The organism is Streptomyces sp. TAA040, from assembly GCF_000424845.1.
In genome coordinates this window covers 113,555-137,633 of sequence record NZ_AUKR01000012.1, presented here as the reverse complement: position 1 = coordinate 137,633, position 24,079 = coordinate 113,555, and the positions used below count along the sequence as shown (strand labels likewise).

Here is a 24,079-nt window from a genome sequence, read left to right as displayed (position 1 = left end):
ATCGCTTAGTTCTTCTGAATCTGGTCGAAGCTCAACTCGACCGGGGTCTCCCGGCCGAAGATCTCCACCAGACCCTTGACCTTCTTGGAGTCGGCGTTGATCTCGTTGATCGTGGCCTGCAGGGTGGCGAACGGGCCGTCGGTGACGGTCACGGCGTCGCCGACCTCGAAGTCCAGCACCTGCACTTCGAGCTTGCGGCTCGGCGCCGGCTTGCCCTCTGCCTCGGCCGCCGCCTGGGCCGCCTTCTCCTCGGCCTCCGGCGCGAGCATCTTCACGACCTCGTCCAGGGTGAGCGGATACGGGTCGTAGGCGTTGCCCACGAAACCGGTGACCCCGGGGGTGTTGCGCACGACGCCCCAGGACTCGTTCGTGAGGTCCATCCGCACCAGGACGTAGCTGGGGAGCTTGTTCTGGCGGACGGTGCGGCGGTCGCCGTTCTTGATCTGGACGACCTCCTCCTGCGGCACCTCGGACTGGAAGATGTAGTCCTCGACGTTGAGCGAGACGGCGCGCTGCTCCAGGTTGTTCTTCACGCGGTTCTCGTAGCCCGCGTAGGTGTGGATGACGTACCACTCGCCGGGAAGGGTGCGCAGCTCCTCGCGGAGCGCGGCGACCGGGTCGACCGGCTCGGGCTCGGCGGCTTCCTCGACGGCCTCGTCCGACGCGGCGCCGGCACCCTCGGTCTCGGTGCCCTCGGTGTCGGCGGTGCTCTCGGTGTCGGCGGCGTGCTCGCCGCCGGACGCCTCCTCGGCGTGCACAGCCGCGGCCTCGGCCGGCTCGCCCGCCGCGGCGTCGGCAGCTTCGGCCTGGTCGACGTCGCCGTCTGCCGCCTCGACGATGTCGAGCGCAGTGTCGTCGCCCTCGGCGGGCTCGACGGCGTCGTTCAGGTTCGGGTCAGACACGGTGGCTGCTTCTTCCTGGCTCTATGGGTGGAACAGACGCGCGGACGCCTCCGGGGCGGTCGGTCCGGGCGGTCGGGGATCAGCCGAAGACGAACTTGACGACTTCCCCGAATCCATAGTCAATCACGAACACCAGGCCGATGATGATGAGCACAAAAATGATCACCACGGTGGTGTACGTCGTGAGCTGGTGGCGTGTGGGCCAGACGACCTTGCGCAGCTCCGCGACGATCTGGCGGTAGAAGAGGCCGAGACGGGCCAAAGGGCCCTTCTTGCCACGCTTGCCCCCGCGCCGCGGCTTGTTGTCGTCCGACGACCGTCCGGGCTCGGGGACCTCGGGAGTGTCCGTGATCTCCGCCACTCGTCCTCACCTGATCCGGAGTCGTGAAAAGCACCGCCGTGCAGCGTCCGGTGTCTGCCGCACGGAGGTGCCATTCAGTACGTACGCCTGCACGCACCGTCTGGTGAAGATGCGTGAGCAGGGCCGGAGGGACTTGAACCCCCAACCGCTGGTTTTGGAGACCAGTGCTCTACCAATTGAGCTACGACCCTTTGATGTTCCCTCCAAACCTACCGCACGCGGACGGATGCATGGAGTGCCCGTCCGTGAACACGACCGTTGGAGGCCAACGACGGTTGAGTGTACGTGCTCGGCGCCCGGCCGTCGAACACATACGGCGCCGTCGGGTCTGCGGGGGCGGCTTGCGCGAGCCCCGCCCCGGGGGTGTCCGGCCCCCGCCGCGCCCGTCCCGGCCGGTCCCCACCGGCCCCGCGTCTGCGACGATGCCGGTATGAGTGCTGCAACTCCGTCTGCCCAGACCCCGCCAGAAGCGACGTCCACTCCCACCGAGCGCCGCGTGTCGGCCCGGGTCGGTGCGATCTCCGAGTCCGCGACGCTGGCCGTCGACGCCAAGGCCAAGGCCCTCAAGGCCGCCGGGCGCCCGGTCATCGGTTTCGGCGCGGGCGAACCGGACTTCCCGACGCCCGACTACATCGTCCAGGCCGCGGTGGAGGCGTGCCGCAACCCCAGGTTCCACCGCTACACCCCGGCCGGCGGCCTCCCCGAGCTGAAGGAGGCCATCGTCGCCAAGACGCTGCGCGACTCCGGATACCGGGCCGAGCCGGGGAACGTGCTCATCACCAACGGCGGCAAGCAGGCGATCTACGAGAGCTTCGCCGCGGTGCTCGACCCGGGCGACGAGGTCATCGTCCCCGCCCCGTACTGGACGACCTACCCCGAGTCGATCCGGCTGGCCGGCGGCGTGCCGGTCGACGTGGTCGCCGACGAGACCACCGGCTACCGGGTCGACGTGGAGCAGTTGGAGGCCGCCCGTACCGAGCGCACCAAGATGGTGCTGTTCGTCTCCCCGTCCAACCCGACCGGCGCGGTGTACACCCGCGAGCAGGTCGAGGCGATCGGCCGCTGGGCCGCCGAGCACGGCCTGTGGGTGATGACGGACGAGATCTACGAGCACCTTGTCTACGGCGACGCCGCGTTCCACTCCCTCCCGGTGGTCGTCCCCGAGCTGGCCGACAAGTGCATCGTGGTCAACGGCGTGGCCAAGACCTACGCGATGACCGGCTGGCGGGTGGGCTGGGTGATCGGCCCGAAGGACGTCGTCAAGGCCGCGACCAACCTCCAGTCGCACGCCACCTCGAACGTGAGCAACGTCGCCCAGGCCGCCGCGCTCGCTGCGGTGTCCGGCGACCTGGAGGCGGTCGCCGCGATGCGGACGGCCTTCGACCGCAGGCGCCGCACCATCGTCCGGATGCTCAACGAGATCGTCGGCGTCGAGTGCCCCGAGCCGGAGGGCGCCTTCTACGCCTATCCCTCGGTCAAGGGCGTGCTCGGCAAGGAGATCCGCGGCCGGCGGCCGGCCGACTCGGTGGAGCTCGCCGAGCTCATCCTAGAGGAGGCCGAGGTCGCCGTCGTGCCCGGTGAGGCCTTCGGCACCCCCGGCTACCTGCGGCTGTCGTACGCGCTGGGCGACGAGGACCTGGCGGAGGGCGTGTCCCGGATTCAGAAGCTGCTGGCCGAAGCGCGGGCCTGAGCACACCCTCGGGACGGCCCTCCCGGCCGTTCCACCTGCACGGCGTGGGCACCCGGGAACCGTCCCGGGTGCCCATCCGCCTGTTCGGGCTGCTCCTCTTTCGGTGAAAGCGACTTCCGGCTGCGTCGGGCATGCGGCAAGATCTTGGGATGGAGAGTGTTCGTCCCCCCGGCCCCCGCGCTGCCCGCACCGCCGTTCCCACCGCCGCCGTCCCCCGCACCGCCACCGAGCGCGCGCCCGCCCCGTCCGCCGCGGACGGGGCCGTCCGTCACGACCGCCGCGACCGTCAGGCGGAGGAGGCCCCGGACGGCGGCCCGCTCGATTTCTCGGACGACGGCGGGCGGGACGTGCGGCTGCTGCCCAAGGCCCACCTGCACCTGCACTTCACCGGCTCGATGCGCTCCGGCACGCTGCTGGAGCTCGCCGACAAGTACGGCGTCCACCTGCCGGAGGCGCTGAGCAGCGGCGAGCCGCCGAAGCTGCGGGCCACCGACGAGCGCGGCTGGTTCCGCTTCCAGCGACTGTACGACATCGCCCGCTCCTGCCTCCGCTCCCCGGAGGACATCCACCGGCTGGTGCGGGAGACGGCCGAGGAGGACGTCAGGGACGGTTCGCGCTGGCTGGAGATCCAGGTCGACCCGACCTCCTACGCACCCCGGCTCGGCGGTCTGATCCCGGCGCTGGAGACCATCCTGGACGCGGTGGACCAGGCGTCGGAGGACACGGGACTGGAGATCCGGCTCCTCGTCGCCGCGAACCGCATGAAGCACCCGCTGGAGGCACGCACCCTGGCCCGGCTCGCCGTCCGCTACCGGGACCGCGGAATCGTCGGCTTCGGCCTGTCCAACGACGAACGGCGCGGCTTCGCACGCGACTTCGACCGGGCCTTCGCCATCGCCCGGGAGGGCGGACTGCTCGCCGCCCCGCACGGCGGCGAGCTGTCCGGCCCGTCCAGCATCCGCGACTGCCTGGACGACCTGCGCGCCGGCCGGGTCGGGCACGGCGTGCGCGCCGCGGAGGACCCGCGGCTGCTGACCCGGCTCGCCGAGTCCGGCGTCACCTGCGAGGTCTGCCCCGCGTCCAACGTCGCGCTCGGCGTCTACGAGAAGCAGGAGGACGTGCCGCTGCGGGCCCTGTGGGACGCGGGCGTCCCGATGGCGCTCGGCGCCGACGACCCCCTGCTGTTCGGCTCCCGGCTGGCGGACCAGTACCGGATCGCCCGGGAACACCACGGTTTCGACGACCGGGAACTGGCCGAGCTCGCCCGCCAGTCGATCCGCGCCACCCGGGCGCCGGAGGAACTCCGCGCCCCGATGCTGGGCGACGTGGACACCTGGCTGGGCGACGGCGCACAGTCCTCCGGCGACCGCCTCGACGGCATCGCGGCGGCGGACACGGCCCACCGGCGCGGCTGACGCGCCGCGCCGCCCCGCCCCGGGGCCCACCGGCGCGGCGGGCCCGTGCGCCGTCGGGGGCGGTCAGGCGCTGCGGCGCAGCCGCCGGTCGGACACCGGGGCTCCGGGGACGATGCGGCTAGAGCGCGCAGCCGACCGTGACCGGCTCGTTGACCAGGGTCACCCCGAAGGCCGTGTGCACCCCGTCCCGGACCTCGCGGGCCAGCGCCAGCAAATCCTCGGTGCGGGCCGCGCCGCGGTTCGTCAGCGCCAGGGTGTGCTTGCCGGAGATCCGGGCCGGGCCGCTGCCGTACCCCTTCGTGAAACCCGCCCGGTCGATCAGCCAGGCCGCGGAGGTCTTGACCCGGCCGTCACCGACCGGGAACCCGGGCGGCACGGTCTGTGGGCCGAGCCGCTCGGCGGCCGCCGACAGGAAGGCGGTGTGCTCGACCTCGCTGAGGATCGGGTTGGTGAAGAAGGAGCCCGCCGACCAGGTGTCGTGGTCCCCGGGATCGAGGACCATGCCCTTGCCGGACCTGAGCTTGAGGACCGCCTTGCGCGCCTCGGCCACCGGCACCCGCTCCCCCGCCTCCACACCCAGCATCCGGGCGGTCTCGGCGTAGCGCAGCGGTGCGGAGAGACCGCCCGCGTCCTCCAGCGCGAATCTGACCCGCAGGACGACGAAGCCCTCGGGGTCCGCCTTGAAACGGCTGTCCCGGTAGGCGAAGCCGCACTCGGCGGCGGACAGCACGCGTACCCGGCCCTCCCGGCGGTCGTAGGCGACGACCTCGGTCACGGTGTCGGCGACCTCCTGGCCGTAGGCACCGACGTTCTGGACCGGCGTGGCGCCCGCGGAGCCGGGAATCCCGGCCAGGCACTCCGTCCCGGCAAGGCCCTCGGCCACCGTCCGGGCGACCGCCACGGACCAGTTCTCGCCCGCGGCCAGCTCCAGCGCGGTGCCGTCGAGGGCAAAACCCTCGGTGGCGATGCGCAGCACGGTGCCGTCGAAGCCGTCGTCGCCGATCACGAGGTTGCTGCCGCCGCCGACGAGGAGCAGCGGCGTGCCCGCGGCGTCCGCCTCCCGTACCACCGCGACGACCTCGTCGTCGCTGGTGGCGGTGAACAGCCGGCGGGCCGGGCCACCGAGCCGGAGGGTCGTCAGCGGGGCGAGTGGAGCGTCCTGGAGTACCTGCACGGAGGCAAGCGTACGGGGACCCCGGGCGCCCCCGTATCCGCCGCCCGATCGGGCGGGGCCCCGGGGCCCCGCCCGATCGGGCGCCGCGCCGGTCAGGCCAGCCGGACGACCGCGCGGGACATGCCCAGCACCTTCCTGCCCCCGCTGGTCGCGACCAGGTCCACGCGCACCGTACGGGCGTCGTCGTCCAGTTTCGCCGCGACCCTGGCCGTCACCTCGACGACCGCGCCGATCCCGTCGTCCGGCACCACCACGGGTTTCGTGAACCGGACGCCGTAGTCGACCACCGCTCCGGGGTCGCCGGTCCAGTCGGTGACCACGCGAATGGCCTCGGCCATCGTGAACATGCCGTGGGCGATGACGTCCGGCAGCCCGACTTCCTTGGCGAATCGCTCGTTCCAGTGAATCGGGTTGAAGTCGCCGGAGGCTCCCGCGTACTGCACGAGCGTGGCACGGTGCACCGCGAACGCGGCAGGCGGCAACTCCGTGCCGACCTCGACGTCCGCGTAGTCGATCCTGGCGGTCATCCCTCAGCCCTCCTCGGCCGCACGGGCCACCAGCTTGGTGTGCGCGGTCACGACGTGCTCGCCCGACTGGTCCCGCACCTCGCCGCGGATGTCGATGATGTCGTTGCCCGACATGGACTTGATGGCGTCGATCGTGGAAGTGACCGTCAGCCGGTCGCCGGCCCGCACCGGGCGGGTGTGCACGAACCGCTGATCCCCGTGGACGACCCGGTCGTAGTCCAGGCCGAGCTGCGGGTCGCGGATCACCTCGCCGGCGGCGCGGAAGCTGATCGAGAAGACGAAGGTCGGCGGGGCGATCACGTCCGCGTGGCCGTACTCCCGGGCGGCTTCCGGGTCCGTGTACGCCGGGTTGGCGTCGCCGATCGCCTCGGCGAACTCGCGGATCTTCTCCCGGCCGACCTCGTAAGGGGCCGAGGGCGGGTAGGTCCGCCCCACAAAGGACTGGTCGAGCGCCATGGCTCGCTACCTCCTACAGGAACAGGCATGTGTTGCACGGACAGGAACCGGTATGCGCCGCCCGACCAGGAGTTCGGCGGCGTCCACCACCCGGGCGCCGGAGCGGGCCGCGGGGTGCCGGCCGCGGGGCCGGGCGAGCGGGCCCCGGAGAGCGAGTGCACCGGAATCCGCCCGGGTCCGTACGTACGCGCGAACCGTGAACACCGGTGCCCACCGGTCAAACGACGTGAGGCCGCCCCCGATTCGGGGGCGGCCTCACGTACGAGCCTGGTGCTATCGCGTCTCGCGGTGCGCGGTGTGCTGGTTGCAGCGCGGGCAGTGCTTCTTCATCTCAAGACGGTCCGGGTTGTTGCGCCGGTTCTTCTTGGTGATGTAGTTCCGCTCCTTGCACTCCACGCAGGCCAGCGTGATCTTCGGGCGGACGTCTGTGGCAGCCACGTGAGTGCTCCTTGACGGCGGGTGGACAGGGTCTAACACAGGAAGAGTAGCCGACCGAAGGATCGACCCCACAACCGGCTACTGACAGTGAAGTAGCGGCGACCGGACTTGAACCGGTGACACAACGATTATGAGCCGTTTGCTCTACCGACTGAGCTACGCCGCCAGGATGTGAGCGGACCCCGCCCGGCGGACGGAAGACCTCACACCAGAGCCCCAAAACGGAATCGAACCGTTGACCTTCTCCTTACCATGGAGACGCTCTGCCGACTGAGCTATTGGGGCGAGCGATGAAGACATTACACGCTCCGCCGCCGAACGTGAAATCCGTACCGACGGCTGCGGCGGGCCCCGTGACACGTTCCCGCCCCCGTACCCGACACGCCGTCAGCCACGCCAGTACGACTATTTCCCGCCTGCCGCAACCTGCCGGGGCGGCGTCCTACGCTCGACCGGAGGCTTTGTGATCTTGCATGGTGGTACGGCCCCGCCGACCCCTCCGGCCCGGGCCGCCCACCGGCCCGGGACCACGTCCCGGGCGGCGGAGCGCGCAGGCGCCCTCCCGCAGGCGCGCACGCCGTCCGGAGGCGCGGACGGCACCGGAGCGCGGGCGCCGGACGTCCCACCGTGCCGGGTCCAGCCTGGGACACCGTGTCCCCCGTGCCCTTGACAGAGCGGGAGCCCGATGGCCGACAGCCAACCGCAGGAGCCGAACCGGCCGGACCGTTCCGCCGCGGCCGCCGACGGCGGCGCGCTCCTCCTGTGCGGCGCCCGCCTCGCCGACGGACGCACAGTCGACGTCCGGGTGGCCGAAGGGCAGATCCAGGCCGTCAGCACCGCGGGCAGCCTGATCCCGACGGGCACTCGTCCCGCCGGAGCCCGGATCGACCTCACCGGCTACCTCCTGCTGCCCGCCCCCGCCGAGCCGCACGCCCACCTCGTCACCGCCTTCACCGGGGACCGCCAGGGGCCGCCCGGCGACGAGGGACCGGAGGTCCAGCGGCGGGCAACCGAAGCGGCACTCCTCCAACTGGGCCACGGCGCCACCGCCGCCCGCAGCCACGTCCGGATCGGCGACGTGAACGGGCTCACCCCGCTGGAAGCGGTGCTCTCCGCCAGGCGCTCCCTGCACGGACTGGCCGAACTCGGCACCGTGGCCGTACCCCGGCTGCTGACCGGCACCGCCGGTACCGGTCAGCTCGCCATGCTGCGCGACGCCCTCAAGATGGGGGCCGACGTGATCGGCGGCTGCCCCGACCTCGACCCGGACCCGTGCGGCTACACCGAGGCCGTGCTCGACCTCGCCGCCGAGCACGGCTGCGCAGTGGACCTGCACACCGAGGCCGACGACGCCGGCCGGATCTCCCGACTGGCCGCGATGGCCGGCGGACTGCGCCAGGGCGTCGTCCTCGGCCCCTGCGGCGGCCTGAACCGACTGCCGCAGGACGCCGCCCACCGTGCGGCGGACCAACTCGCCGCCGCGGGGGTGGGCGTCGTCGCCCTCCCGCAGGGCGGCTGCAGGCTGATGGGACGGCGGACGCCCGAACGCACCGCCCCGGTGCGGCTGCTGAGCGCCGCAGGAGTCCACGTGACCGCCGGCAGCGGCGCGCTGCGCGACGCCGTCAACCCCGTCGGCCGAGGCGACCCCCTGGAGGCCGCCTACCTGCTCGCCTCTCTCGGCGAAGCCACTCCCGAGGAGGCGTACGCCATGATCAGCACCGGCGCCCGTACCGCCCTCGGCCTGCCCGAGGTCCGAGTGGAGGCCGGATTCCCCGCGGAGCTGCTCGCCGTGCGTGGCCAGTCGGTGGCCGGAGTGCTCTCCCTCGCGTACAGCCGCATCGTGCTGCACCGCGGGCGGGTGGTCACCAGGACCAGCGCCGTCCGGGAGTTCTGCGACGTCGGCGCTCCGGACAGCCGACCGAGCGGCGCAGGCCTCGGGCTCCCCCGCCAGTCCCAGGGCTGACCGGCCCCGGGCCCCGTCAGCCCGGGGGCAGTCGGACGCGGATCCGCCACGCAGACCCCGGCCGGCGGGACGGCTGCGGGCCCCGGCCGCCCAACGGTTCGCCGCTCACCGGTTCGGCCAGGCGCCGGAACCCCCGCCCGCCGCGCCGCACCCGCCTGAGGACTCCGCCAGGCGTACGGTCGGAGGCATGCGCACAGTTATCGCAGGTGGAAACGGACAGATCGCACTCCGGCTCGAGCGGTTGCTCGCCTCGCGCGGGGACGACGTCACGGGGCTCATCCGCAACCCCGACAAGGCCGAACTGGTACGGGCGACCGGCGCCGAACCGGCGGTCTGCGACCTGGAGAAGGTGGACGTGCAGACCGTCGCCGGACATCTGCGGTCCGCCGACGCGGCGGTCTTCGCCGCCGGCGCGGGCCCGGGGAGCGGCACCGAACGCAAGGAGAGCGTGGACCGCGCCGCGGCGGAACTCTTCGCCGACGCCGCCACCCGGGCAGGCGTGCGGCGCTTCGTGGTGGTCTCCTCGATGGGCGCCGACAGCGATCCCCCGGCAGGCACCGACCCGGTCTTCGCCGCCTACCTGAGAGCCAAGGGCGCGGCGGACGCCGCCGTCCGCTCCCACTCCGACCTGGACTGGACGATCCTGCGGCCCGGTCGCCTCACCGACGCCGAGGGCACCGGTCGCGTCCGGCTCGCGGAGTCCACCGGCCGCGGCGACATCACCCGCGACGACGTGGCCGCCGTGATCGCCGCCCTGCTGTCGGAGCCGGCCACCGCAGGCCGCACCCTGGAACTCGTGAACGGCGGCACCCCCGTCGCCGAAGCCGTGTCCGCAGCCGCAACCTGATCCGCAGACCCACGGACTCACGGGCCATGCGCGGGAGGCCCGGGACATGGCGAAGGGGCCCTACATCTGCGTGCAGATGAAGGGCCCCTTCGCCATCCGTGTGGCGGCGCCAGGATTCGAACCTGGGAAGGCTGAGCCGGCAGATTTACAGTCTGCTCCCTTTGGCCGCTCGGGCACACCGCCTGGGATCGCTGTCAGGAGCCTCGCTCCGTGGCAACGGTTCAAACCATACCTGATGGCAGGGGGTGCCTCGCCACTCGGTTCCAGGGGTGCGGCGAGTGCCGCGGCTGTCGTCGTGCGACCGCCGGGGAGCGTGGGACAGCCCTTAAGCTGGCGGACAGCGCGGAGGCCGTTCCGGGCGGCTCGCGCTTCCCTGACGAATCTACGATCGAGGAGCCAACTCACGATGGCCGACTCCAGTTTCGACATCGTCTCGAAGGTCGAGCGGCAGGAGGTCGACAACGCCCTCAACCAGGCCGGCAAGGAGATCTCGCAGCGCTACGACTTCAAGGGCGTGGGAGCTTCCATCGCCTGGTCGGGTGAGCGGATCGAGATCCGGGCCAACTCCGAGGAGCGCGCCAAGGCGGTGCTCGACATCTTGCAGACCAAGCTGGTCAAGCGCGGCATCTCGCTGAAGGCCCTGGAGTCCGATGAGCCGCAGGCCTCCGGCAAGGAGTACAAGCTCTCCTCCTCGGTGAAGGAGGGAATCGCGCAGGACGACGCCAAGAAGGTCGCGAAGATCATTCGCGACGAGGGTCCGAAGGGCGTCAAAGCACAGGTCCAAGGGGACGAACTACGGGTCAGCTCGAAGAGCCGGGATGCGCTCCAGGAGGTCATGGCGCTGCTGAAGGGCAAGGACTTCGACTTCGCCCTCCAGTTCGTCAACTACCGCTGACGGACTGACCACGCTTGACGGCCTCCGGAGCCGAGCGGACCCGCAGGGGCGCTGGGAGCGGGTGGGTGTCGGTGGTCGGGCGTTCAATGGGAGGCATGCCCGAGCCCGCGAGCACCAGCCCCGTCCCGCCCGAGCGGGCGACACCGGACGCGGACCAGGTGTTCCGGGACGAGGACCGGTACGGCGAGGAGCTCGTCGAGCAGGCCTGGTCCCGCTGCACCTTCTTCGACTCCGACTGGACCGAGGTCGTCAACGAGCGCAGTGCGTTCGACGGCTGCACCTTCTCCGGCGTCCGGTTCAACGCTTCCCGGCACACGGGTGCGGCCATCACCAACTGCACCTTCCGCAGGTGCACGTTCTTCGACACCGTCTTCACCGACTGCAAGCTGGTCGGCAGCGTGTTCCAGCAGTCCTCGTTCACGCTCCTCCGGGTCTTCGGAGGGGACTGGTCGTTCGCCGGACTGCGGGGTTCCGATCTGTGCCGGGCTGCGTTCGAGGGGGTGCGGATGCGGGAGGTGGATCTGACGTCGGCTCGACTGGAGAAGGCGAGCGTGACGGAGTCGGACCTCTCCGGGGCGATGCTGAGCGGAGCGAATCTCACCGGCGCCGACCTGCGCGGCAGCGACCTCTCCGCGCTGGACCCGTTCACGGTGGAGCTGCGTGACGCGCTCATCGGGCCGGGACAGGCCGCCGTGATCGCCGGGGCTCTCGGGCTCAGGGTCCTCTGAGGCGTCCGCGCACCGCGAGAACATGCGAGCCGAGAGACACCGGCTGGGGCAGATGGGGCCGGCGGGCGGGCGCTACCCGCGGTACGTCGGGTACTGCGGGGCGCTGGTGGAGACGATCTCCCGGCCGAGCGGCATCAGGGAGACCGGGACCATCTTGAAGTGCGCGATACCGAACGGGATGCCGATGATCGTCACACAGAAGGCGACAGCGGCACCGATGTGGCCGAGAGTGATCCAGATACCGGCGAAGATCAGCCACAGGACGTTGCCGATGCCGGAAGCGACACCGGCGTCCGCCCGCGGCGTGACCCGGTACCCGAACGGCCAGAGCGAGTAGACGGCGATCCGGAAGCAGGCGATCCCCCACGGGATGGTGACGATGAGGATGCAGCAGACGAGTCCGGCCACGGCGTAGGCCATCGCCATCCAGATGCCGGACAGGAGCAGCCAGAGGATGTTGAGGAGTGTCTTCACGGTCGCCAGCCTCCCATCCGTTCCAGTCGGGCGATACGTTCCCCCATCGGTGGGTGCGTGGCGAACAGCCGGGCCGCCCCCGCGCCGCGCCCGAAGGGGTTGGCGATCATCATGTGCCCCGCCGTCTCCAGCCGGGGCTCGCGGGGCAGCGGCAGCCGCTCGGTGCCGGCGTCGAGTTTCCGGAGCGCCGAGGCCAGTGCCAGCGGGTCCCCGGTGAGCCTGGCCCCGGCCTCGTCGGCCCGGTACTCGCGGGATCGGCTCACCGCGAGCTGGATGAGCGTCGCGGCGAGCGGGCCGAGGACCATGACCAGCAGCAGTCCGACGAGCCCGGGGCCGTCGTCGTCCTCGGAGCGGCCGAAGGGTATGAGCCAGGCGAAGTTCACCAGGAACAGCACCGCCGAGGCCATCGCCCCCGCGACCGAGGCGATCAGGATGTCCCGGTTGTGCACGTGGCTGAGCTCGTGCCCGAGGACCCCGCGCAGCTCGCGGTCGTCGAGCAGGCGCAGGATGCCCTCCGTGCAGCAGACGGCGGCGTTGCGGGGGTTGCGTCCGGTGGCGAAGGCGTTGGGGGCCTGGGTCGGGGAGATGTACAGCCGGGGCATCGGCTGGCGGGCGGCGGTGGAGAGCTCGCGGACGATGCGGTAGAGCTGGGGCGCCTCGAACTCGCTCAGCGGCCGGGCCCGCATGGCCCGCAGCGCCAGCTGGTCGCTGTGCCAGTAGGCGTAGGCGTTGACGCCGACGGCCAGCAGCACCGCGAGGACCAGCCCGGAGCGCCCGAAGAGGCTGCCGACGGATACGACGAGCGCGGACATCGCCCCCAGCAGCAGGGCGGTCCTCAATCCGTTGTGTCGGCGGTGCACGGTGCGCCCTCCAGTGGTGCAGCAGAGGAACCCTGTGTTCGGGCGGGACTCCACCTGCGCGGTGGACTCTCCACTGTGGGACAACGCGATGCGCCGGACGCAGGTTCCCCGCCGTCGCGACGGTGACGTGGATCGCGGCGACGCACCCGCTGGTCGAACGGCTGCGGGGCACCGGCGAGGGGCGGCCGGGCGCCGGCGAGGGGACGGCTGCGGGAGGCCGGAGACGGACGGACGCGGGGCCGGCGCGGCGGACGGTGGCGGACGGGCGGCGGGTGGAGCGGAGCCGGAGGGCCGGCGGCCCTCGCTCCGGGACTCCGGGGCTCCGGCCGGGGTCAGAACAGCGGGAGGTCGGTGAGGCGCAGAATGAGCTGCGGAGCTGCCGAGAGGGCCACGGCGAGGGTCGCGGTGAGGGCGACGGCGACGGCGAGCGGTACGTCCATCGGCACCTGCGGCTCCTCGGCGCCCACCCGGGCACCGACGAGGGCGGGCGCAGGAGAGGACTCGGGAGCGGGAGAGGGACCGCGATCGGGGCCACTTCCGGTATCGGAGCCGGCCTGCGGCTCGCCCGCGGCGGAGGCCCCCGCCGCCGCGGGCGCCGGGACGGCCGCTGCGGCAGGCGCCGGGGTGCGGAAGAGCAGCGCCGTCCAGCGGAGGTAGTAGACGAGGGCGATCACCACGTTGACCGCCATGACGGCGGCCAGCCAGCCCAGCCCCGCGTCGACCGCCGCGGCGAAGACGGTGACCTTGGCGAAGAGTCCGACGACGCCCGGGGGCAGTCCGGCCAGGCAGAGCAGGAAGAAGGCCAGGGCCAGGGCGAGCAGCGGCCGTCGGGCGTACAGGCCGCGGTGGTCGGTGATCCGGTGGGCGGTGGCGCTCCGTCCGACGTGGACGACGACAGCGAAGGCGCCGAGGTTCACCGTCGCGTACATCAGGGCGTAGGCCAGCGTGGCGCCGATCGCGCGGTCCGGCGCGTCGGATCCGGCGGCGGCGGCGATCGGGACGATCAGGTATCCGGCCTGGCCGACCGAGGACCAGGCCAGCAGGCGGACCGCGCCGCGGTCGGCCTCCGGGCGCTGGCGCAGGGCCGCGACGTTGCCGACCGTCATGGTGAGGGCGGCGAGGACGGCGAGGGCGGGGCCGAGCACGTCGGTTCTGCTGGGGAAGGCCTGGACGGTGAGCAGGGCGAGCCCGCCGAAGCCGACGGCCTTGCCGATGACGGACAGGTACCCGGCGACCGGGACGGGGGCACCGGCGTAGGTGTCGGGCACCCAGAAGTGGAAGGGCGCCACCGCCGCCTTGAAGGCGAAGCCGACGACGGTGAGCACCACGCCCGTGGTGGCGAGCGTGGCCAGTTCCGGGCGGGTGGTGTCGAGGTCGGCCAGGCCCTCGGCGACCGTGTTCAAATGCAGGCCGCCGGTGGCCGCGTACACGAAGCTGACGCCGAGGAGAGTGACGGCGGTGGCGGCCACGGAGGAGAGGAAGAAGGTCAGGGCGGCCTCGGAGCCCCTGCGGTCCCCGCGGCGCAGCGCGACGAGGGCGAAGGACGGGAGGGAGGCCACCTCCAGGGCGATGACGAGAGTGGCCAGGTCGCGGGCGGCAGGCAGCAGGGCTGCGCCGGCAGCGGAGGAGAGCAGCAGGAACCAGTACTCGCCGGCGGGCAGCGGGTCCTCGCGGAGGGTGGCCGTGGAGAACAGGGCGACGACCAGGGCGCCACCGAGCACGAGCAGCTGCATCGCCAGGGTGAACCGGTCGGCGGTGTAGCTGCACGCCTGGGGGTCGGTGGTGAGGCAGAAGGTGGCGCGCTCCCCGCCGGTGAGGGGCAGCAGCGCGGCCAAGGCGAGCGCGAGCCCGCCGACGGCGATCCCGCCGAGGAGCGGTTTGCGCCGCTCGTCCAGGAAGAGGTCGGTGACCAGGACGAGAAGCCCGGTGACGGCTGCGAGCACGGGCGGGGCGACGGCGAGCCAGTCGACGGACTGGACGACGCCCGCGGCGGTTGTGGTCATCGGCTGACTCCTGGGAGCAGGTTCGCGACGGCCGGGTCGGTGAGCTGGAGCAGCAGTGCGGGCCAGAGTCCGGCGGTCACGGTGAGGACGACGAGCGGGGCCCAGGCTGCGAACTCGTAACCGCGGACGTCGGGGAGCGCCGCTTCGGGGCCGGGCCGGTCTCCCGTACAGACCCGGCGCACCATCAGCAGCAGGTAGCCGGCGGTGAGCAGGGTCCCGAACGCGGCGACGGCCATGAAGACCAGGTAGGCGGGCCGGTTCAGGCCTTCGGCCGGGTCGAGGGCACCGAGCAGGGCGAGCATCTCACCCCAGAATCCGGCGAGGCCCGGCAGGCCGAGGGAGGCGACGGCGGCGAAGGCGAGCAGGCCGCCGAGGCGTGGGGCGCGTCCGTAGAGTGCCGCGCCTCGCCAGGTCTCGCCGAGCCGGTCGAGATCGGCGGTTCCGGTGCGTTCCTTGAGGGCGCCGACGAGGAAGAACAGCAGACCGGTGATCAGGCCGTGGGCGACGTTCGCGAAGAGCGCGCCGTTGACCCCGGTCGGAGTGAGGGTGGCGATGCCCAGCAGGACGAAGCCCATGTGGCCGACCGAGGAGTAGGCGATGAGCCGTTTGAGGTCGCCGCCGGCGCCCTGCCGGACGAGGGCCAGGCAGGCCAGCGAGCCGTAGATGATCCCGGCCACGGCGAAGGCGCCCAGGTAGGGCGCGAAGTGGCGGGCGCCCTCGGGGGCGATCGGCAGCACGATGCGGACCAGTCCGTAGGTGCCCATCTTGAGCAGCACACCGGCCAGCAGGACGGAGCCGACGGTCGGGGCGGCGGTGTGCGCGTCGGGGAGCCAGCTGTGCAGAGGCCACATCGGCGTCTTGACGGCGAGGCCGATACCGATGGCGAGGACAGCGAGCAGTTGGGTGCCGCGGGCGAGTCCGGCGCCCTGCTGCTCTGCGAGGGCCACCATGTCGAAGGTGCCGCCCTGGAGGCCGAGCAGGAGCAGGCCCAGGAGCATCACGACGGAGCCGAGCAGGGTGTAGAGGATGAACCGCCAGGCCGCGCGGTCGCGTCCTTCGCCGCCCCAGCGGGCGATGAAGAAGTACATCGGGATGAGGACCATCTCGAAGGCCAGGAAGAACAGGACCAGGTCGAGCACGGCGAAGGTCGCCAGGGTGCCGCTCTCCAGCAGGAGCAGCAGGGCGACGAACGCCTTGGGCGGGGGGCCGCCCGCGGGGTCGTCGCGGCGGGCGTGGGCGTGCAGCGCGCACAGGAAGGTGAGCAGCGCGGTGAGCACCAGCAGGGGCAGCGAGATCCCGTCGACGCCCAGGTGGAGACGGATGCCGAGGGCGGGGATCCAGGGGAGGTCGCTCTCGGCCTGCATCCGGCCGGCGTCCCCGTAATCGAATCCGGCGGCCAGGAGGACGGTGGCGAGGAGCACCGCGCCGGTGACGGTGACCCCGTGCCGCAGGACGGCCTGGTCGGGGCCGGTGCCGCGCAGGCCCGGCGGGGCGGGGAGCAGGGCGGCGGCGGCGCCCAGCAACGGCAGCAGGACGACGGCGGCGAGGAGCAGCCGCATCAGGGTGTCATTGAGGTCGATCACGGCTCACGCTCCGGCGACAAGGACGGCGATGACCAGCACGAGGGAGCCGGCGAGCAGGGCACTGAGGTAGGTCTGCACGTTGCCCGTCTGGGCGCGTCGGACGGCGGCTCCCAGCCAGCCGGGGAGCCGCCCGGCGCCGCGGACGTAGGCCTCGACGACCTCGCGGTCGAGGAAGCGTACGAGTCGGGCGGCGCCGCGGACGGGAGCGACGAAGGCGCGCTCGTACAGCGCGTCGAGGTGGAAGCCGACGGCGGCGTGCCGGTGCAGCGGGCCGAGCAGGAACCGGCTGGGGTCGGCGGGGTCGGGGGCGTCCGCGATGCTGCCGTAGGCGGGGCGGTGGGTGGCGACAGCCTCGGCCTCGGAGACGGCGGGGCCGTCACCGGGGGCGGCCGGGGAGACGGCGGGGCCGTGGGCTGTGGCGGGGCCGTGGGCGGCGACGGCACCGATCGGGGTGCCGGCGGCGAAGGCGACGCTGTGCCGCCAGGCGGCGAAGGTGACCATGCCGCCGACGAGGGCGACTCCGGTGCCCAGGACCGAGGTGGTGAGCGTCGGGGCGAGGGTGCCGGCGTCGAACCAGTCGCTCAGCGCCGGGTGCAGCAGGCCGAGGGCGAGGGCGGGCACGGCGAGGACCCAGAGCACCGCGGTCATGGTGAGCGGCTGCCGACCGTGGTCGGGGGCGGGTTCGCCGCTGCCGTGGAAGGCGCGGAGCCACAGCCGGGTGGCGTACGCGGCGGTGAGCAGCGCGGTGAGGAGGCCGGCGGCGAGGACCAGCCAGCCGACGGCGGCCGGTACCGGCCCCGACGGGTCGAGGGCGGCGTGCTCGGCAGCGGAGAGGACGGCTTCCTTGGAGAAGAAGCCGGCGAACGGCGGGACGGCGGCGAGGGCGAGCAGGGCGACGGTCATCGTCCAGTACGCGTCCGGGGCGCGCCTGGCCAGGCCGGCCATCCGGGACATCGCGGCGAGGGAGTTGGTACCGGCGGCGTGGATGAGTACGCCGGCGCCGAGGAAGAGCACCGCCTTGAAGGCTCCGTGCGCGATGAGGTGGAAGACGGCCGCGCCGCGGTCGCCGACGGCGAGCGCGCCGGTCATGTACCCGAGTTGGCCGACGGTGGAGTACGCGAGGACGCGTTTGACGTCGTCCTGGGCGAGGGCGGCGAGCGCCGATCCGACCATGGTGACGGCGGCGAGGACGGCCAGGACCGCCAGGGCGACGGCGGAGGCGGTGAAGACCGGCAGCAGCCGGGCGACGAAGTAGACGCCGGCCGCGACCATGGTGGCGGCGTGGATCAGGGCGGAGACGGGGGTGGGTCCGGCCATCGCGTCCGGCAGCCAGGTGTGCAGCGGGAACTGCGCGGACTTGCCGGCGACGCCGGCGAGCAGCAGCAGGGCGATCAGCGTGGGGTGGCTGAGCTGGAAGTCGGAGAGGCTGGAGGTGAGCCGGGTGACGAGGGTACTGATCCGGAAGGTCTCGGCCTGCGAACCGAGCGCCAGGATACCGATGAGGAACGGCACATCGCCGAGCTTGGTGACGAGGAACGCCTTCAGCGAGGCGGAGCGGGCGGCGGCCGTCTCCCAGTAGTGGCCGACGAGGAAGTACGAGCAGACGCCCATGACCTCCCAGCCGACCAGCAGCACGATCAGGTCGTCGCTGTAGACGACCAGCAGCATCGCGGCGGTGAACAGCGAGACGAGCGCGGCGTACGAGGGGTAGCGCGGGTCGTTGTGCAGGTAGCCGGTGGAGTACAGCTGCACGCAGGTCGCGACGGCGCCGACCAGGACCGCCACCAGGACGGCGAACCCGTCGAGGTGGAGGGCCAGCTCGATCGGCAGCGACGCGTCCCCGGTCGGGGTGAGGCGGGTGGCGGCGGTGAGGGCCCGGTCCCCGGTGCCGCCGCCCTGCCGCAGTGCGACGACCACCGCCAGCACGGCGGCGGCGGCCGTCGGCAGCACCGCCAGCGGCCGGACGAAGCCGGGGGCGCGGCGCCCGGCAGCGAGCCCGGCGAGCGCGCCGAGGAAGGGCAGCAGCGGGACAAGGACGGCGAGAGTGGTGGTGCTCACGCGGTGGTCTCCGCCTTCCTGGGGTCGTTCCCGTCCGGGCCGCCGCGGCGGCCCGGGGTGCCGGGTTCGCCGTCGAGGGCCGCGGTGGTGCCGTCGGTCGGGACGGCGCCGGCGGGTTCGGCGAGGGCGCGCAGCCGGTCGATGTCGGAGGTGCCGGAGTTCCGGTGCACCTGGAGCACGATCGCCAGGCCGATGCCGATCTCGGCCGCCGCCACCGCGATGGTGAACAGGGTCAGCGACTGCCCGGCGTGCAGCGCGTCGCGCAGCCAGACGTCGAAGGCGACGAGGTTGAGGTTGACGGCGTTGAGCATCAGCTCGACGGAGATCAGCACCAGTACCGCGTTGCGGCGGGCGAGTACGCCGTAGAGGCCGACGCTGAACAGCAGGGCGGCGAGGACGGCGGGGTAGACGAGGTGCATCAGCGCTCCCCCGTCCCCGGTCGCCGCGCGTCCGCGGAACCGCCGGTGCCGGGACTGCCGGTGCTACCGGTGCTACCGGTGCTACCGGTGCTACCGGTGCTACCGGTGCTACCGGTGCTACCGGTGCCGGGACTGCGGGTGCCGGAACCGCCGGTGCTGCGGGAGAGGACGATGGCGCCGACCAGCGCGGCCAGCAGGAGGACCGAGAGGGCCTCGAAGGGCAGTACCCAGTGCCGGAAGAGGGCTGCCCCGATCGTGGCGGAGTCCCCCTGCACGGTGTCCAGGTCGATCCAGGCGGTCCGGAAGGCGTCCACCACGACGGTCACCAGGGCGGCCGCGGCGGCGAGCGCGACCCCGATCGCGACCGGGCGGTTGCCCGAGTCGGCGTCCGGCGACCGTCCGATGGGGGCTCTGGTCAGCATCAGGCCGAAGAGCAGCAGCACGACGATCGAGCCCACGTAGATGAGCACCTGCACCCAGGCGACGAACTCCGCGGTCAGCAGCAGGTACTCGACGGCGATGCCGCCGAGGGCCACCACGAGCCAGAGCGCGGCGTGCACCAACTGCGGGGTGGTCACGGCGATCAGGGCCGCGCCGAGGGTGACCGCACCGACGAGCAGGAAGGCGATCTCCACCCCGGTGGGCGACAGGAAGCCGGGCGCCGCCGCGGCGAGCGGCGTCATGCGTCCTCCTCCTGCCGGGCGGCGAGCTTGTCGGCGGTCTTGCGGGCGGCGGCGATCTCCTTGGGGTCCTCGGCCGCCGCGTCGAGCGGCGGCGGCTCGGGCACCGTCCACATCCACTCGCGCAGCTTGTCCCGCTCGTGGGTGAGTTCGTGGATGTCGGTCTCCGCGTACTCGAACTCGGGTGACCAGAACAGCGCGTCGAACGGGCACACCTCGATGCAGATGCCGCAGTACATGCACAGGGCGAAGTCGATGGCGAACCGGTCGAGGACGTTGCGGCTGCGCTCCCGGCCGCCGGGGGCGGCCGCGGGGATCGTCTCCTTGTGCGAGTCGATGTAGATGCACCAGTCCGGGCACTCCCGGGCGCAGAGCATGCAGACGGTGCAGTTCTCCTCGAACAGGCCGATCACCCCGCGACTGCGGGAGGGGAGTTCGGGCTGCACGTCGGGGTAGTGCGCGGTGACCGTACGGCGGGTCATCGTGCGCAGCGTGACGGCCAGGCCCTTGGCCAGGCCGGAGCCGGGGAGACCCATGTTCTCAGAACACCACCTTGACGACGCCGGTGAGCGCGATCTGCGCGAGTGCGAGGGGGACGAGGACCGTCCAGGCGAACCGCTGGATCTGGTCGGCACGCAGCCGCGGCCAGGCGACCCGGAGCCAGATCACCAGGAAGCTGAGCGCCCCGGTCTTCAGCAGCATCCACAGCCAGCCCAGTCGGTCGGCGAAGGGGCCGTGCCAACCGCCAAGGAAGAGGACCGAGGTCAGCGCGGAGACCACTACGATCCCGGCGTACTCGGAGAGCATGAACAGCGCGAAGCGGAGGCCGCCGTACTCGGTCAGCGGACCGAAGATGATCTCCTCGGGGGCGAGGGGCGCGTCGAACGGCGGCCGGTGCAGCTCGGCGACGCCCGCGGTGAAGAAGACGAACGCACCGACGAGTTGCCAGGGCAGCCACCACCACTGCCAGGCGTCCAGGATGCCCGGCAGTGAGAGGGTGCCCGCGGCCATCGCGACCGAGGCGGCGCCGAGCAGCAGAGGCAGCTCGTAGGCCATGAGCTGGGCGGCGGTGCGGATGCCGCCCAGCAGCGAGTACTTGTTGGCGGAGGCCCAACCGCCCATCACCTGGCCGATCACCCCGACGCCGAGCACGGCGAGGACGAAGAAGATGCCGGCGTCGATCGTCTGGCCGACCACCCCGTCAGGGGCCACCGGGATCGCGATCAGCACCAGCAGGTACGGCACCAGGGCCACGGCGGGGGCCAGCCGGAAGACGCGGCCGTCGGCCGCGTCCGGGACCACGTCCTCCTTCTGCGCGAACTTCACACCGTCGGCGACGAGTTGTGCCCAACCGTGGAAGCCGCCGGCCGCCATCGGACCGACCCGGCCCTGCATGTGGGCCATCACCTTGTGCTCGGCCTGCCCCACGATCAGCGGGAGAGTGAGGAAGGCGGCGAGTACGGCCAGCAGGCGCCAGACGACGTCGAGGAAGTCCATCTCAGTCCTCCCCCTCGTTCTCGGGCCCGCTGCGGCGCGGACGGCCGTCCTCCCAGCCGGAGGCGTCGGCGGTGGAAGGGGTCGCGCCGGAGGGGGCCTCGTCGGAAGCGGCCGGGGTCTCCCCGGGGCCGCGCCCGGGCTCCGGTGCGGTGGACGGCTCGGGTGCCGGGGCGGCGTCGGGTGCCGGCTGATGCCAGGGGGCGTCGGCGGAGCGCCCGCGCCGGACGGCCCCCGCGGCGCCGGGCGCCTCGGACGTGCCGGGCGCCTCGGGCGCGGGCGGCGCGGACTCGACGCGCTGGGCGGCCGAGCCGGCGGACACGCTGCGGTTCCGGCGCGGCGTCCCCTCGCCCGCCGCCGCCCGCCCGCGCGCGGGCCGGGACGGGGCTGGCGGGAGCTGGCCCCTGAGCGGACCCCACTCGTTGGGGTCGGGCACACCCGGCGGCAGCATCTGCCGCCGTTTCGGTCCACCGTGCCCGGCGGCGGACTCGCCCGGCTCCTTGGCGCCCGGCCATGCCTTCACCACCCGGGCGGCCAGCACGAAGTCCTTGCGGAGCGGGTGGCCCTCGAAGCCGTCCGGGAGCAGCAGCGGCTCCAGTGCGGGGTGGTTGGGGAAGGCGACACCGAACATCTCGTGCGTCTCCCGCTCGTGCCAGGCCGCTCCCGCGTACACCCCGGTGGCGCTGGGCAATGCGGCCGCCTCGTGCGGGACGGCGGTACGGACGAGCATCCGTCGCAGTCCGGCGCCGGCGGTGGGCAGCGCGACCAGGTGGGCGCAGACCCGGAAGCCGGTTTCCGGGCCCTCGTCGACCGCGCTCAGCCAGTCGAAGAAGGTGCAGCCCAGCTCGTCCCTGGCCGTCAGCAGGGACGGGAGCCAGGCAGCGGCGGGGACGTCGACCGTCAGCAGACCGTGGGCCGCGGCCGCTGCCGCCCCCTCGCCGAACAGCTCCTCGGCGGGGCGCGGCAGCGGGTCCGGTCCGGTGGGTTCCGGGGTCACCGGTCCCCCTCCGGCGTGGTGGCCCCGACAGGGGGCCCGACCGGGGGGCTGGTCAAGGCGGCAGTGGAGGCCGACGCCGCGGTGCGGCCGTAGCGGTCGGCCAGCGACTCCCCGGCGATCTTCTCCTGGAGCTTGAGGATGCCCTGGAGCAGCGCCTCGGGGCGCGGCGGGCAGCCGGGCACGTAGACATCGACCGGGATGATCTGATCCACGCCCTTGGTCACCGCGTACGAGTCCCAGTACGGGCCACCGCAGTTGGAGCAGGCCCCGAAGGAGATCACGTACTTGGGTTCGGGCATCTGCTCGTACAGCCGCTTGACGGCGGGGGCCATCTTGTCGGTGACGGTGCCGGACACGACCATCAGGTCGGCCTGCCGGGGGCCCGGGGCGAACGGGATCACCCCCAGCCGGATGAAGTCGTGGCGGGACATCGAGGCGGCGATGAACTCGATGGCGCAGCAGGCGAGTCCGAAGTTGAAGACCCACAGGCTGTAGCGACGGCCCCAGTTGAGCACCACCTTCATCGGCTGCGGTGCCAGCCCTGCCAGCGCACCGAGCCGGGCTGACGGTTTCCCGGAGGGCGGCAACGGGTCGGGCAGGTCGACGGGGGCGGGTGTCACGTCCATGTGAGGACGCCCTTCTTCCACGCGTACAGCAGTCCCACGGTCAGGAAGCCGAGGAAGACGAACATCTCCACCAGGGTGGTGCCGCCGTATCCCGCCTCGGCGAACACTGTCGCCCAGGGGAACAGGAAGATCGAGTCGATGGCGAAGATGACGTAGAGGAACGCGTAGACGTAGTAGCGAACCTGGGTGTGCGCCCAGTCGTCGCCCACCGGATCGACGCCGCACTCGTACGTGAGCATCTTCTCCCGCGTCGGCACGACCGGCCGCAGCAGCCGGCCGGCGCCGAAGGCCACGGCCACGAAGAGCACTCCGACCACGGCGACCAGGCCGACGACCGAGTAGCCGTGGAAGTAGTCCGGCACGTCCATCCGTCCCTGGGGTGTCGCTGGGGCTGGGGTCAACCGTTCCGGGCCCGCTGTGCGGGTCGCGGTGTTCCGGGGGTTCCGCTGCGTGCTGGTGTTTCGGCGATCTGTACGCACGGGAGTCTAGGCCCTGGCCCTCGCGACCGGCCCGCCCCGTCAACGGGTCGGCCGGGTTGCTCCCGTTTCGCCCCGCCCGGTCGGACGGGGCGCCCCGGGCAGCGCGTCCCGTCCGCACCGCTCCGACGGCCGGGCCCGGCACGCCCCCGCGGGCCGGGCCCGGCACTGCCCGGGGCACCGAAGACCACAGGGTGGGGAGACCCCACCTCAGCCCACTCACGGTCCCCATGGCGGTCAGCGCGGCAGTCTTGGCACCATGACCGCCACGACCGCCATGACCGCCGCGGAACCCGCGCTGCCACCCCGCGTCCGGTCCTCGGCGCGCAGACGTAGCGGGAGGTCGCCCATCTGCTCACCAACCTGCCGACTGACCTCGTCGGCTTCGCCTACGTCTACGTGTGAATCCACACGGGCGCGCTGCTGTCGGTCACGGTGATCGGGATGCCGTTCCCGGCCCTGGGGCTGCTCGGCCGCCGCCTGTTCGGCAGGTGGGAGCGGACCCGCGCCCGCGCGCTGCTGCGGATGCGGATCGAGGAGCCCTCACCACGGCGCCCGCTCCGGCAGGGGTCCTTCTGCCGGCTGCGCACCGCGCTGAGGGACCCGGTCGGCTGACGACACGCGCTCTACTCGTTCGTGCGACTCCCGTGGGGCGTGCTGACGTTCACCGTCGCGCCGACCGCCCTCTTCGTGGCCTGGCCGCTACTGCCCTGGCTGGCGCGGGGGCTGACCCTGGTCGATCGGGCGATGGTGCGCGGGCTGCTCTCGCCGTCCGACGAGCTGGAGCGGCGGGTGGCGGAACCGGAGTCGGACCGGTCGGGGGTCACCGACACCGCCAGCGCCGGCCTGCGCCGCATCGAACGCGCCCTCCACGGCGGCGCCCAGGCACGACTCGCCGCCCCCGCCATGGACCTCGGCCGCGCCAAGGAGAAGTTCACAGAGTGACGGAGATCACCGCCGGGTGCTCGCGGTGCTCACCTTCCTCAAGCCGTAGCGGTCTGGTCGAACGGGGC

25 protein-coding genes, 4 tRNA genes and 1 pseudogene are annotated in these 24,079 nt (G+C 72.6%); 7 read left to right on the top strand and 23 right to left on the bottom strand.

Going from position 1 to position 24,079, the window contains the following annotated elements; genetic code table 11:
- Nucleotides 1-5 precede the first annotated feature (5 nt).
- From nusG to H300_RS0112680, 3 genes are all read right to left on the bottom strand, one after another.
- Nucleotides 6-902: a transcription termination/antitermination protein NusG gene (nusG, locus tag H300_RS0112690; protein ID WP_028427726.1), complete on the bottom strand. Its 897-nt coding sequence runs from the start codon at nucleotides 900-902 to the stop codon at nucleotides 6-8.
- 79 nt (nucleotides 903-981) lie between these two features.
- Nucleotides 982-1,263: a preprotein translocase subunit SecE gene (secE, locus tag H300_RS0112685; protein ID WP_028427725.1), complete on the bottom strand. Its 282-nt coding sequence runs from the start codon at nucleotides 1,261-1,263 to the stop codon at nucleotides 982-984.
- A gap of 118 nt (nucleotides 1,264-1,381) precedes the next feature.
- Nucleotides 1,382-1,454: transfer RNA gene (locus H300_RS0112680), tRNA-Trp, on the bottom strand.
- 239 nt (nucleotides 1,455-1,693) lie between these two features.
- Here H300_RS0112680 and H300_RS0112675 point away from each other — a divergent pair.
- Nucleotides 1,694-2,953 (top strand): pyridoxal phosphate-dependent aminotransferase, encoded by a 1,260-nt coding sequence (locus H300_RS0112675; protein WP_028427724.1) that lies wholly within the window; start codon nucleotides 1,694-1,696, stop codon nucleotides 2,951-2,953.
- Between the two features lie 395 nt (nucleotides 2,954-3,348).
- Nucleotides 3,349-4,368, top strand: a complete 1,020-nt coding sequence (locus H300_RS26600; RefSeq protein WP_486583764.1) for an adenosine deaminase — start codon at nucleotides 3,349-3,351, stop codon at nucleotides 4,366-4,368.
- A 118-nt stretch (nucleotides 4,369-4,486) separates the two neighbouring features.
- On the opposite strand, the gene H300_RS0112665 is transcribed toward H300_RS26600, so the two are convergent.
- The 6 genes from H300_RS0112665 to H300_RS0112640 all read right to left on the bottom strand — a co-directional run bounded on the left by H300_RS0112665 (nucleotide 4,487) and on the right by H300_RS0112640 (nucleotide 7,248).
- Complete coding sequence (locus tag H300_RS0112665) at nucleotides 4,487-5,542, bottom strand: UDP-N-acetylmuramate dehydrogenase (RefSeq protein ID WP_028427723.1); 1,056 nt, start codon at nucleotides 5,540-5,542, stop codon at nucleotides 4,487-4,489.
- Nucleotides 5,543-5,634: 92 nt separating this feature from the next.
- Nucleotides 5,635-6,069 carry a MaoC family dehydratase gene (locus H300_RS0112660; protein WP_028427722.1) on the bottom strand — a complete coding sequence of 145 codons (435 nt, stop codon included), beginning with the start codon at nucleotides 6,067-6,069 and terminating at the stop codon, nucleotides 5,635-5,637.
- A gap of 3 nt (nucleotides 6,070-6,072) precedes the next feature.
- Nucleotides 6,073-6,525: a MaoC family dehydratase N-terminal domain-containing protein gene (locus H300_RS0112655; RefSeq protein ID WP_028427721.1), complete on the bottom strand. Its 453-nt coding sequence runs from the start codon at nucleotides 6,523-6,525 to the stop codon at nucleotides 6,073-6,075.
- A gap of 273 nt (nucleotides 6,526-6,798) precedes the next feature.
- Nucleotides 6,799-6,963: a 50S ribosomal protein L33 gene (gene rpmG / locus H300_RS0112650; protein ID WP_028427720.1), complete on the bottom strand. Its 165-nt coding sequence runs from the start codon at nucleotides 6,961-6,963 to the stop codon at nucleotides 6,799-6,801.
- A 93-nt stretch (nucleotides 6,964-7,056) separates the two neighbouring features.
- Nucleotides 7,057-7,129, bottom strand: a tRNA-Met gene (locus H300_RS0112645).
- A 46-nt stretch (nucleotides 7,130-7,175) separates the two neighbouring features.
- Nucleotides 7,176-7,248 (bottom strand) — tRNA-Thr (locus H300_RS0112640).
- A 400-nt stretch (nucleotides 7,249-7,648) separates the two neighbouring features.
- Between H300_RS0112640 and H300_RS0112635 the strand changes: the two genes are divergently transcribed.
- Both H300_RS0112635 and H300_RS0112630 read left to right on the top strand, forming a co-directional pair.
- Nucleotides 7,649-8,926, top strand: coding sequence for an amidohydrolase family protein (locus H300_RS0112635; protein ID WP_028427719.1), 1,278 nt, complete (start codon nucleotides 7,649-7,651; stop codon nucleotides 8,924-8,926).
- 187 nt (nucleotides 8,927-9,113) lie between these two features.
- A complete protein-coding gene (locus tag H300_RS0112630) occupies nucleotides 9,114-9,773 on the top strand; it encodes an NAD(P)H-binding protein (protein WP_028427718.1) in 660 nt (219 codons plus the stop codon).
- A gap of 101 nt (nucleotides 9,774-9,874) precedes the next feature.
- Here the strand turns inward: H300_RS0112630 and H300_RS0112625 are convergent.
- A tRNA-Tyr gene (locus H300_RS0112625) sits at nucleotides 9,875-9,956 on the bottom strand.
- 223 nt (nucleotides 9,957-10,179) lie between these two features.
- Between H300_RS0112625 and H300_RS0112620 the strand changes: the two genes are divergently transcribed.
- Together H300_RS0112620 and H300_RS0112615 are read left to right on the top strand one after the other, a co-directional pair.
- Complete coding sequence (locus H300_RS0112620; protein WP_028427717.1) at nucleotides 10,180-10,668, top strand: YajQ family cyclic di-GMP-binding protein; 489 nt, start codon at nucleotides 10,180-10,182, stop codon at nucleotides 10,666-10,668.
- Between the two features lie 95 nt (nucleotides 10,669-10,763).
- Nucleotides 10,764-11,396 (top strand): pentapeptide repeat-containing protein, encoded by a 633-nt coding sequence (locus tag H300_RS0112615; RefSeq protein ID WP_028427716.1) that lies wholly within the window; start codon nucleotides 10,764-10,766, stop codon nucleotides 11,394-11,396.
- A gap of 72 nt (nucleotides 11,397-11,468) precedes the next feature.
- On the opposite strand, the gene H300_RS0112610 is transcribed toward H300_RS0112615, so the two are convergent.
- The 13 genes from H300_RS0112610 to H300_RS31850 all read right to left on the bottom strand — a co-directional run bounded on the left by H300_RS0112610 (nucleotide 11,469) and on the right by H300_RS31850 (nucleotide 23,477).
- A complete protein-coding gene (locus H300_RS0112610) occupies nucleotides 11,469-11,870 on the bottom strand; it encodes a YccF domain-containing protein (RefSeq protein WP_028427715.1) in 402 nt (133 codons plus the stop codon).
- The gene (gene htpX / locus H300_RS0112605; protein ID WP_028427714.1) at nucleotides 11,867-12,730 is read right to left on the bottom strand and encodes a zinc metalloprotease HtpX; all 864 of its coding nucleotides are present in this window, start codon (nucleotides 12,728-12,730) and stop codon (nucleotides 11,867-11,869) included. Before htpX ends, H300_RS0112610 begins: the two co-directional genes overlap by 4 nt.
- A 332-nt stretch (nucleotides 12,731-13,062) precedes the next feature.
- Entirely contained in the window at nucleotides 13,063-14,733 is a 1,671-nt protein-coding gene (locus H300_RS0112600) for an NADH-quinone oxidoreductase subunit N (protein WP_028427713.1), read from the bottom strand.
- Nucleotides 14,730-16,292, bottom strand: coding sequence for an NADH-quinone oxidoreductase subunit M (locus tag H300_RS0112595; RefSeq protein ID WP_078515954.1), 1,563 nt, complete (start codon nucleotides 16,290-16,292; stop codon nucleotides 14,730-14,732). The genes H300_RS0112600 and H300_RS0112595 overlap by 4 nt, the downstream gene beginning before the upstream one ends.
- Before the next feature lie 27 nt (nucleotides 16,293-16,319).
- Nucleotides 16,320-18,374 carry an NADH-quinone oxidoreductase subunit L gene (locus H300_RS0112590; protein ID WP_028427711.1) on the bottom strand — a complete coding sequence of 685 codons (2,055 nt, stop codon included), beginning with the start codon at nucleotides 18,372-18,374 and terminating at the stop codon, nucleotides 16,320-16,322.
- Nucleotides 18,371-18,793, bottom strand: coding sequence for an NADH-quinone oxidoreductase subunit NuoK (gene nuoK, locus H300_RS0112585; protein ID WP_028427710.1), 423 nt, complete (start codon nucleotides 18,791-18,793; stop codon nucleotides 18,371-18,373). Before nuoK ends, H300_RS0112590 begins: the two co-directional genes overlap by 4 nt.
- Nucleotides 18,793-19,476 carry an NADH-quinone oxidoreductase subunit J gene (locus H300_RS26595; protein WP_037980149.1) on the bottom strand — a complete coding sequence of 228 codons (684 nt, stop codon included), beginning with the start codon at nucleotides 19,474-19,476 and terminating at the stop codon, nucleotides 18,793-18,795. Before H300_RS26595 ends, nuoK begins: the two co-directional genes overlap by 1 nt.
- Complete coding sequence (locus H300_RS0112575; RefSeq protein ID WP_028427709.1) at nucleotides 19,473-20,009, bottom strand: NuoI/complex I 23 kDa subunit family protein; 537 nt, start codon at nucleotides 20,007-20,009, stop codon at nucleotides 19,473-19,475. Before H300_RS0112575 ends, H300_RS26595 begins: the two co-directional genes overlap by 4 nt.
- A 4-nt stretch (nucleotides 20,010-20,013) precedes the next feature.
- Entirely contained in the window at nucleotides 20,014-20,970 is a 957-nt protein-coding gene (locus tag H300_RS0112570; protein WP_028427708.1) for a complex I subunit 1 family protein, read from the bottom strand.
- Nucleotide 20,971: 1 nt separating this feature from the next.
- A complete protein-coding gene (locus tag H300_RS26590; protein WP_078515945.1) occupies nucleotides 20,972-21,964 on the bottom strand; it encodes an NADH-quinone oxidoreductase subunit C in 993 nt (330 codons plus the stop codon).
- On the bottom strand, nucleotides 21,961-22,590 hold the full coding sequence (locus H300_RS0112560) for a NuoB/complex I 20 kDa subunit family protein (protein WP_028427707.1): 630 nt from the start codon (nucleotides 22,588-22,590) through the stop codon (nucleotides 21,961-21,963). The genes H300_RS26590 and H300_RS0112560 overlap by 4 nt, the downstream gene beginning before the upstream one ends.
- Nucleotides 22,581-22,958: an NADH-quinone oxidoreductase subunit A gene (locus H300_RS0112555; RefSeq protein ID WP_028427706.1), complete on the bottom strand. Its 378-nt coding sequence runs from the start codon at nucleotides 22,956-22,958 to the stop codon at nucleotides 22,581-22,583. Before H300_RS0112555 ends, H300_RS0112560 begins: the two co-directional genes overlap by 10 nt.
- 345 nt (nucleotides 22,959-23,303) lie before the next feature.
- Complete coding sequence (locus tag H300_RS31850; RefSeq protein ID WP_199779180.1) at nucleotides 23,304-23,477, bottom strand: hypothetical protein; 174 nt, start codon at nucleotides 23,475-23,477, stop codon at nucleotides 23,304-23,306.
- Between H300_RS31850 and H300_RS30150 the strand changes: the two are divergent.
- Nucleotides 23,418-24,008 (top strand): annotated as a pseudogene (locus tag H300_RS30150) (sensor domain-containing protein); the annotation flags it as partial. The gene H300_RS31850 and the pseudogene H300_RS30150 overlap by 60 nt on opposite strands.
- Nucleotides 24,009-24,079: the final 71 nt, after the last annotated feature.

Coding starts and splice junctions, on each gene's coding strand:
- H300_RS0112675 (WP_028427724.1), top strand. CDS start 1,694: ATGAGTGCTGCAACTCCGTCTGCCCAGACCCCGCCAGAAGCGACGTCC.
- H300_RS26600 (WP_486583764.1), top strand. CDS start 3,349: ATGCGCTCCGGCACGCTGCTGGAGCTCGCCGACAAGTACGGCGTCCAC.
- H300_RS0112660 (WP_028427722.1), bottom strand. CDS start 6,069: ATGACCGCCAGGATCGACTACGCGGACGTCGAGGTCGGCACGGAGTTG.
- H300_RS0112655 (WP_028427721.1), bottom strand. CDS start 6,525: ATGGCGCTCGACCAGTCCTTTGTGGGGCGGACCTACCCGCCCTCGGCC.
- H300_RS0112635 (WP_028427719.1), top strand. CDS start 7,649: ATGGCCGACAGCCAACCGCAGGAGCCGAACCGGCCGGACCGTTCCGCC.
- H300_RS0112630 (WP_028427718.1), top strand. CDS start 9,114: ATGCGCACAGTTATCGCAGGTGGAAACGGACAGATCGCACTCCGGCTC.
- H300_RS0112620 (WP_028427717.1), top strand. CDS start 10,180: ATGGCCGACTCCAGTTTCGACATCGTCTCGAAGGTCGAGCGGCAGGAG.
- H300_RS0112615 (WP_028427716.1), top strand. CDS start 10,764: ATGCCCGAGCCCGCGAGCACCAGCCCCGTCCCGCCCGAGCGGGCGACA.
- H300_RS0112600 (WP_028427713.1), bottom strand. CDS start 14,733: ATGACCACAACCGCCGCGGGCGTCGTCCAGTCCGTCGACTGGCTCGCC.
- H300_RS0112595 (WP_078515954.1), bottom strand. CDS start 16,292: ATGCGGCTGCTCCTCGCCGCCGTCGTCCTGCTGCCGTTGCTGGGCGCC.
- nuoK (WP_028427710.1), bottom strand. CDS start 18,793: ATGCACCTCGTCTACCCCGCCGTCCTCGCCGCCCTGCTGTTCAGCGTC.
- H300_RS26595 (WP_037980149.1), bottom strand. CDS start 19,476: ATGACGCCGCTCGCCGCGGCGGCGCCCGGCTTCCTGTCGCCCACCGGG.
- H300_RS0112575 (WP_028427709.1), bottom strand. CDS start 20,009: ATGGGTCTCCCCGGCTCCGGCCTGGCCAAGGGCCTGGCCGTCACGCTG.
- H300_RS0112570 (WP_028427708.1), bottom strand. CDS start 20,970: ATGGACTTCCTCGACGTCGTCTGGCGCCTGCTGGCCGTACTCGCCGCC.
- H300_RS0112560 (WP_028427707.1), bottom strand. CDS start 22,590: ATGGACGTGACACCCGCCCCCGTCGACCTGCCCGACCCGTTGCCGCCC.
- H300_RS0112555 (WP_028427706.1), bottom strand. CDS start 22,958: ATGGACGTGCCGGACTACTTCCACGGCTACTCGGTCGTCGGCCTGGTC.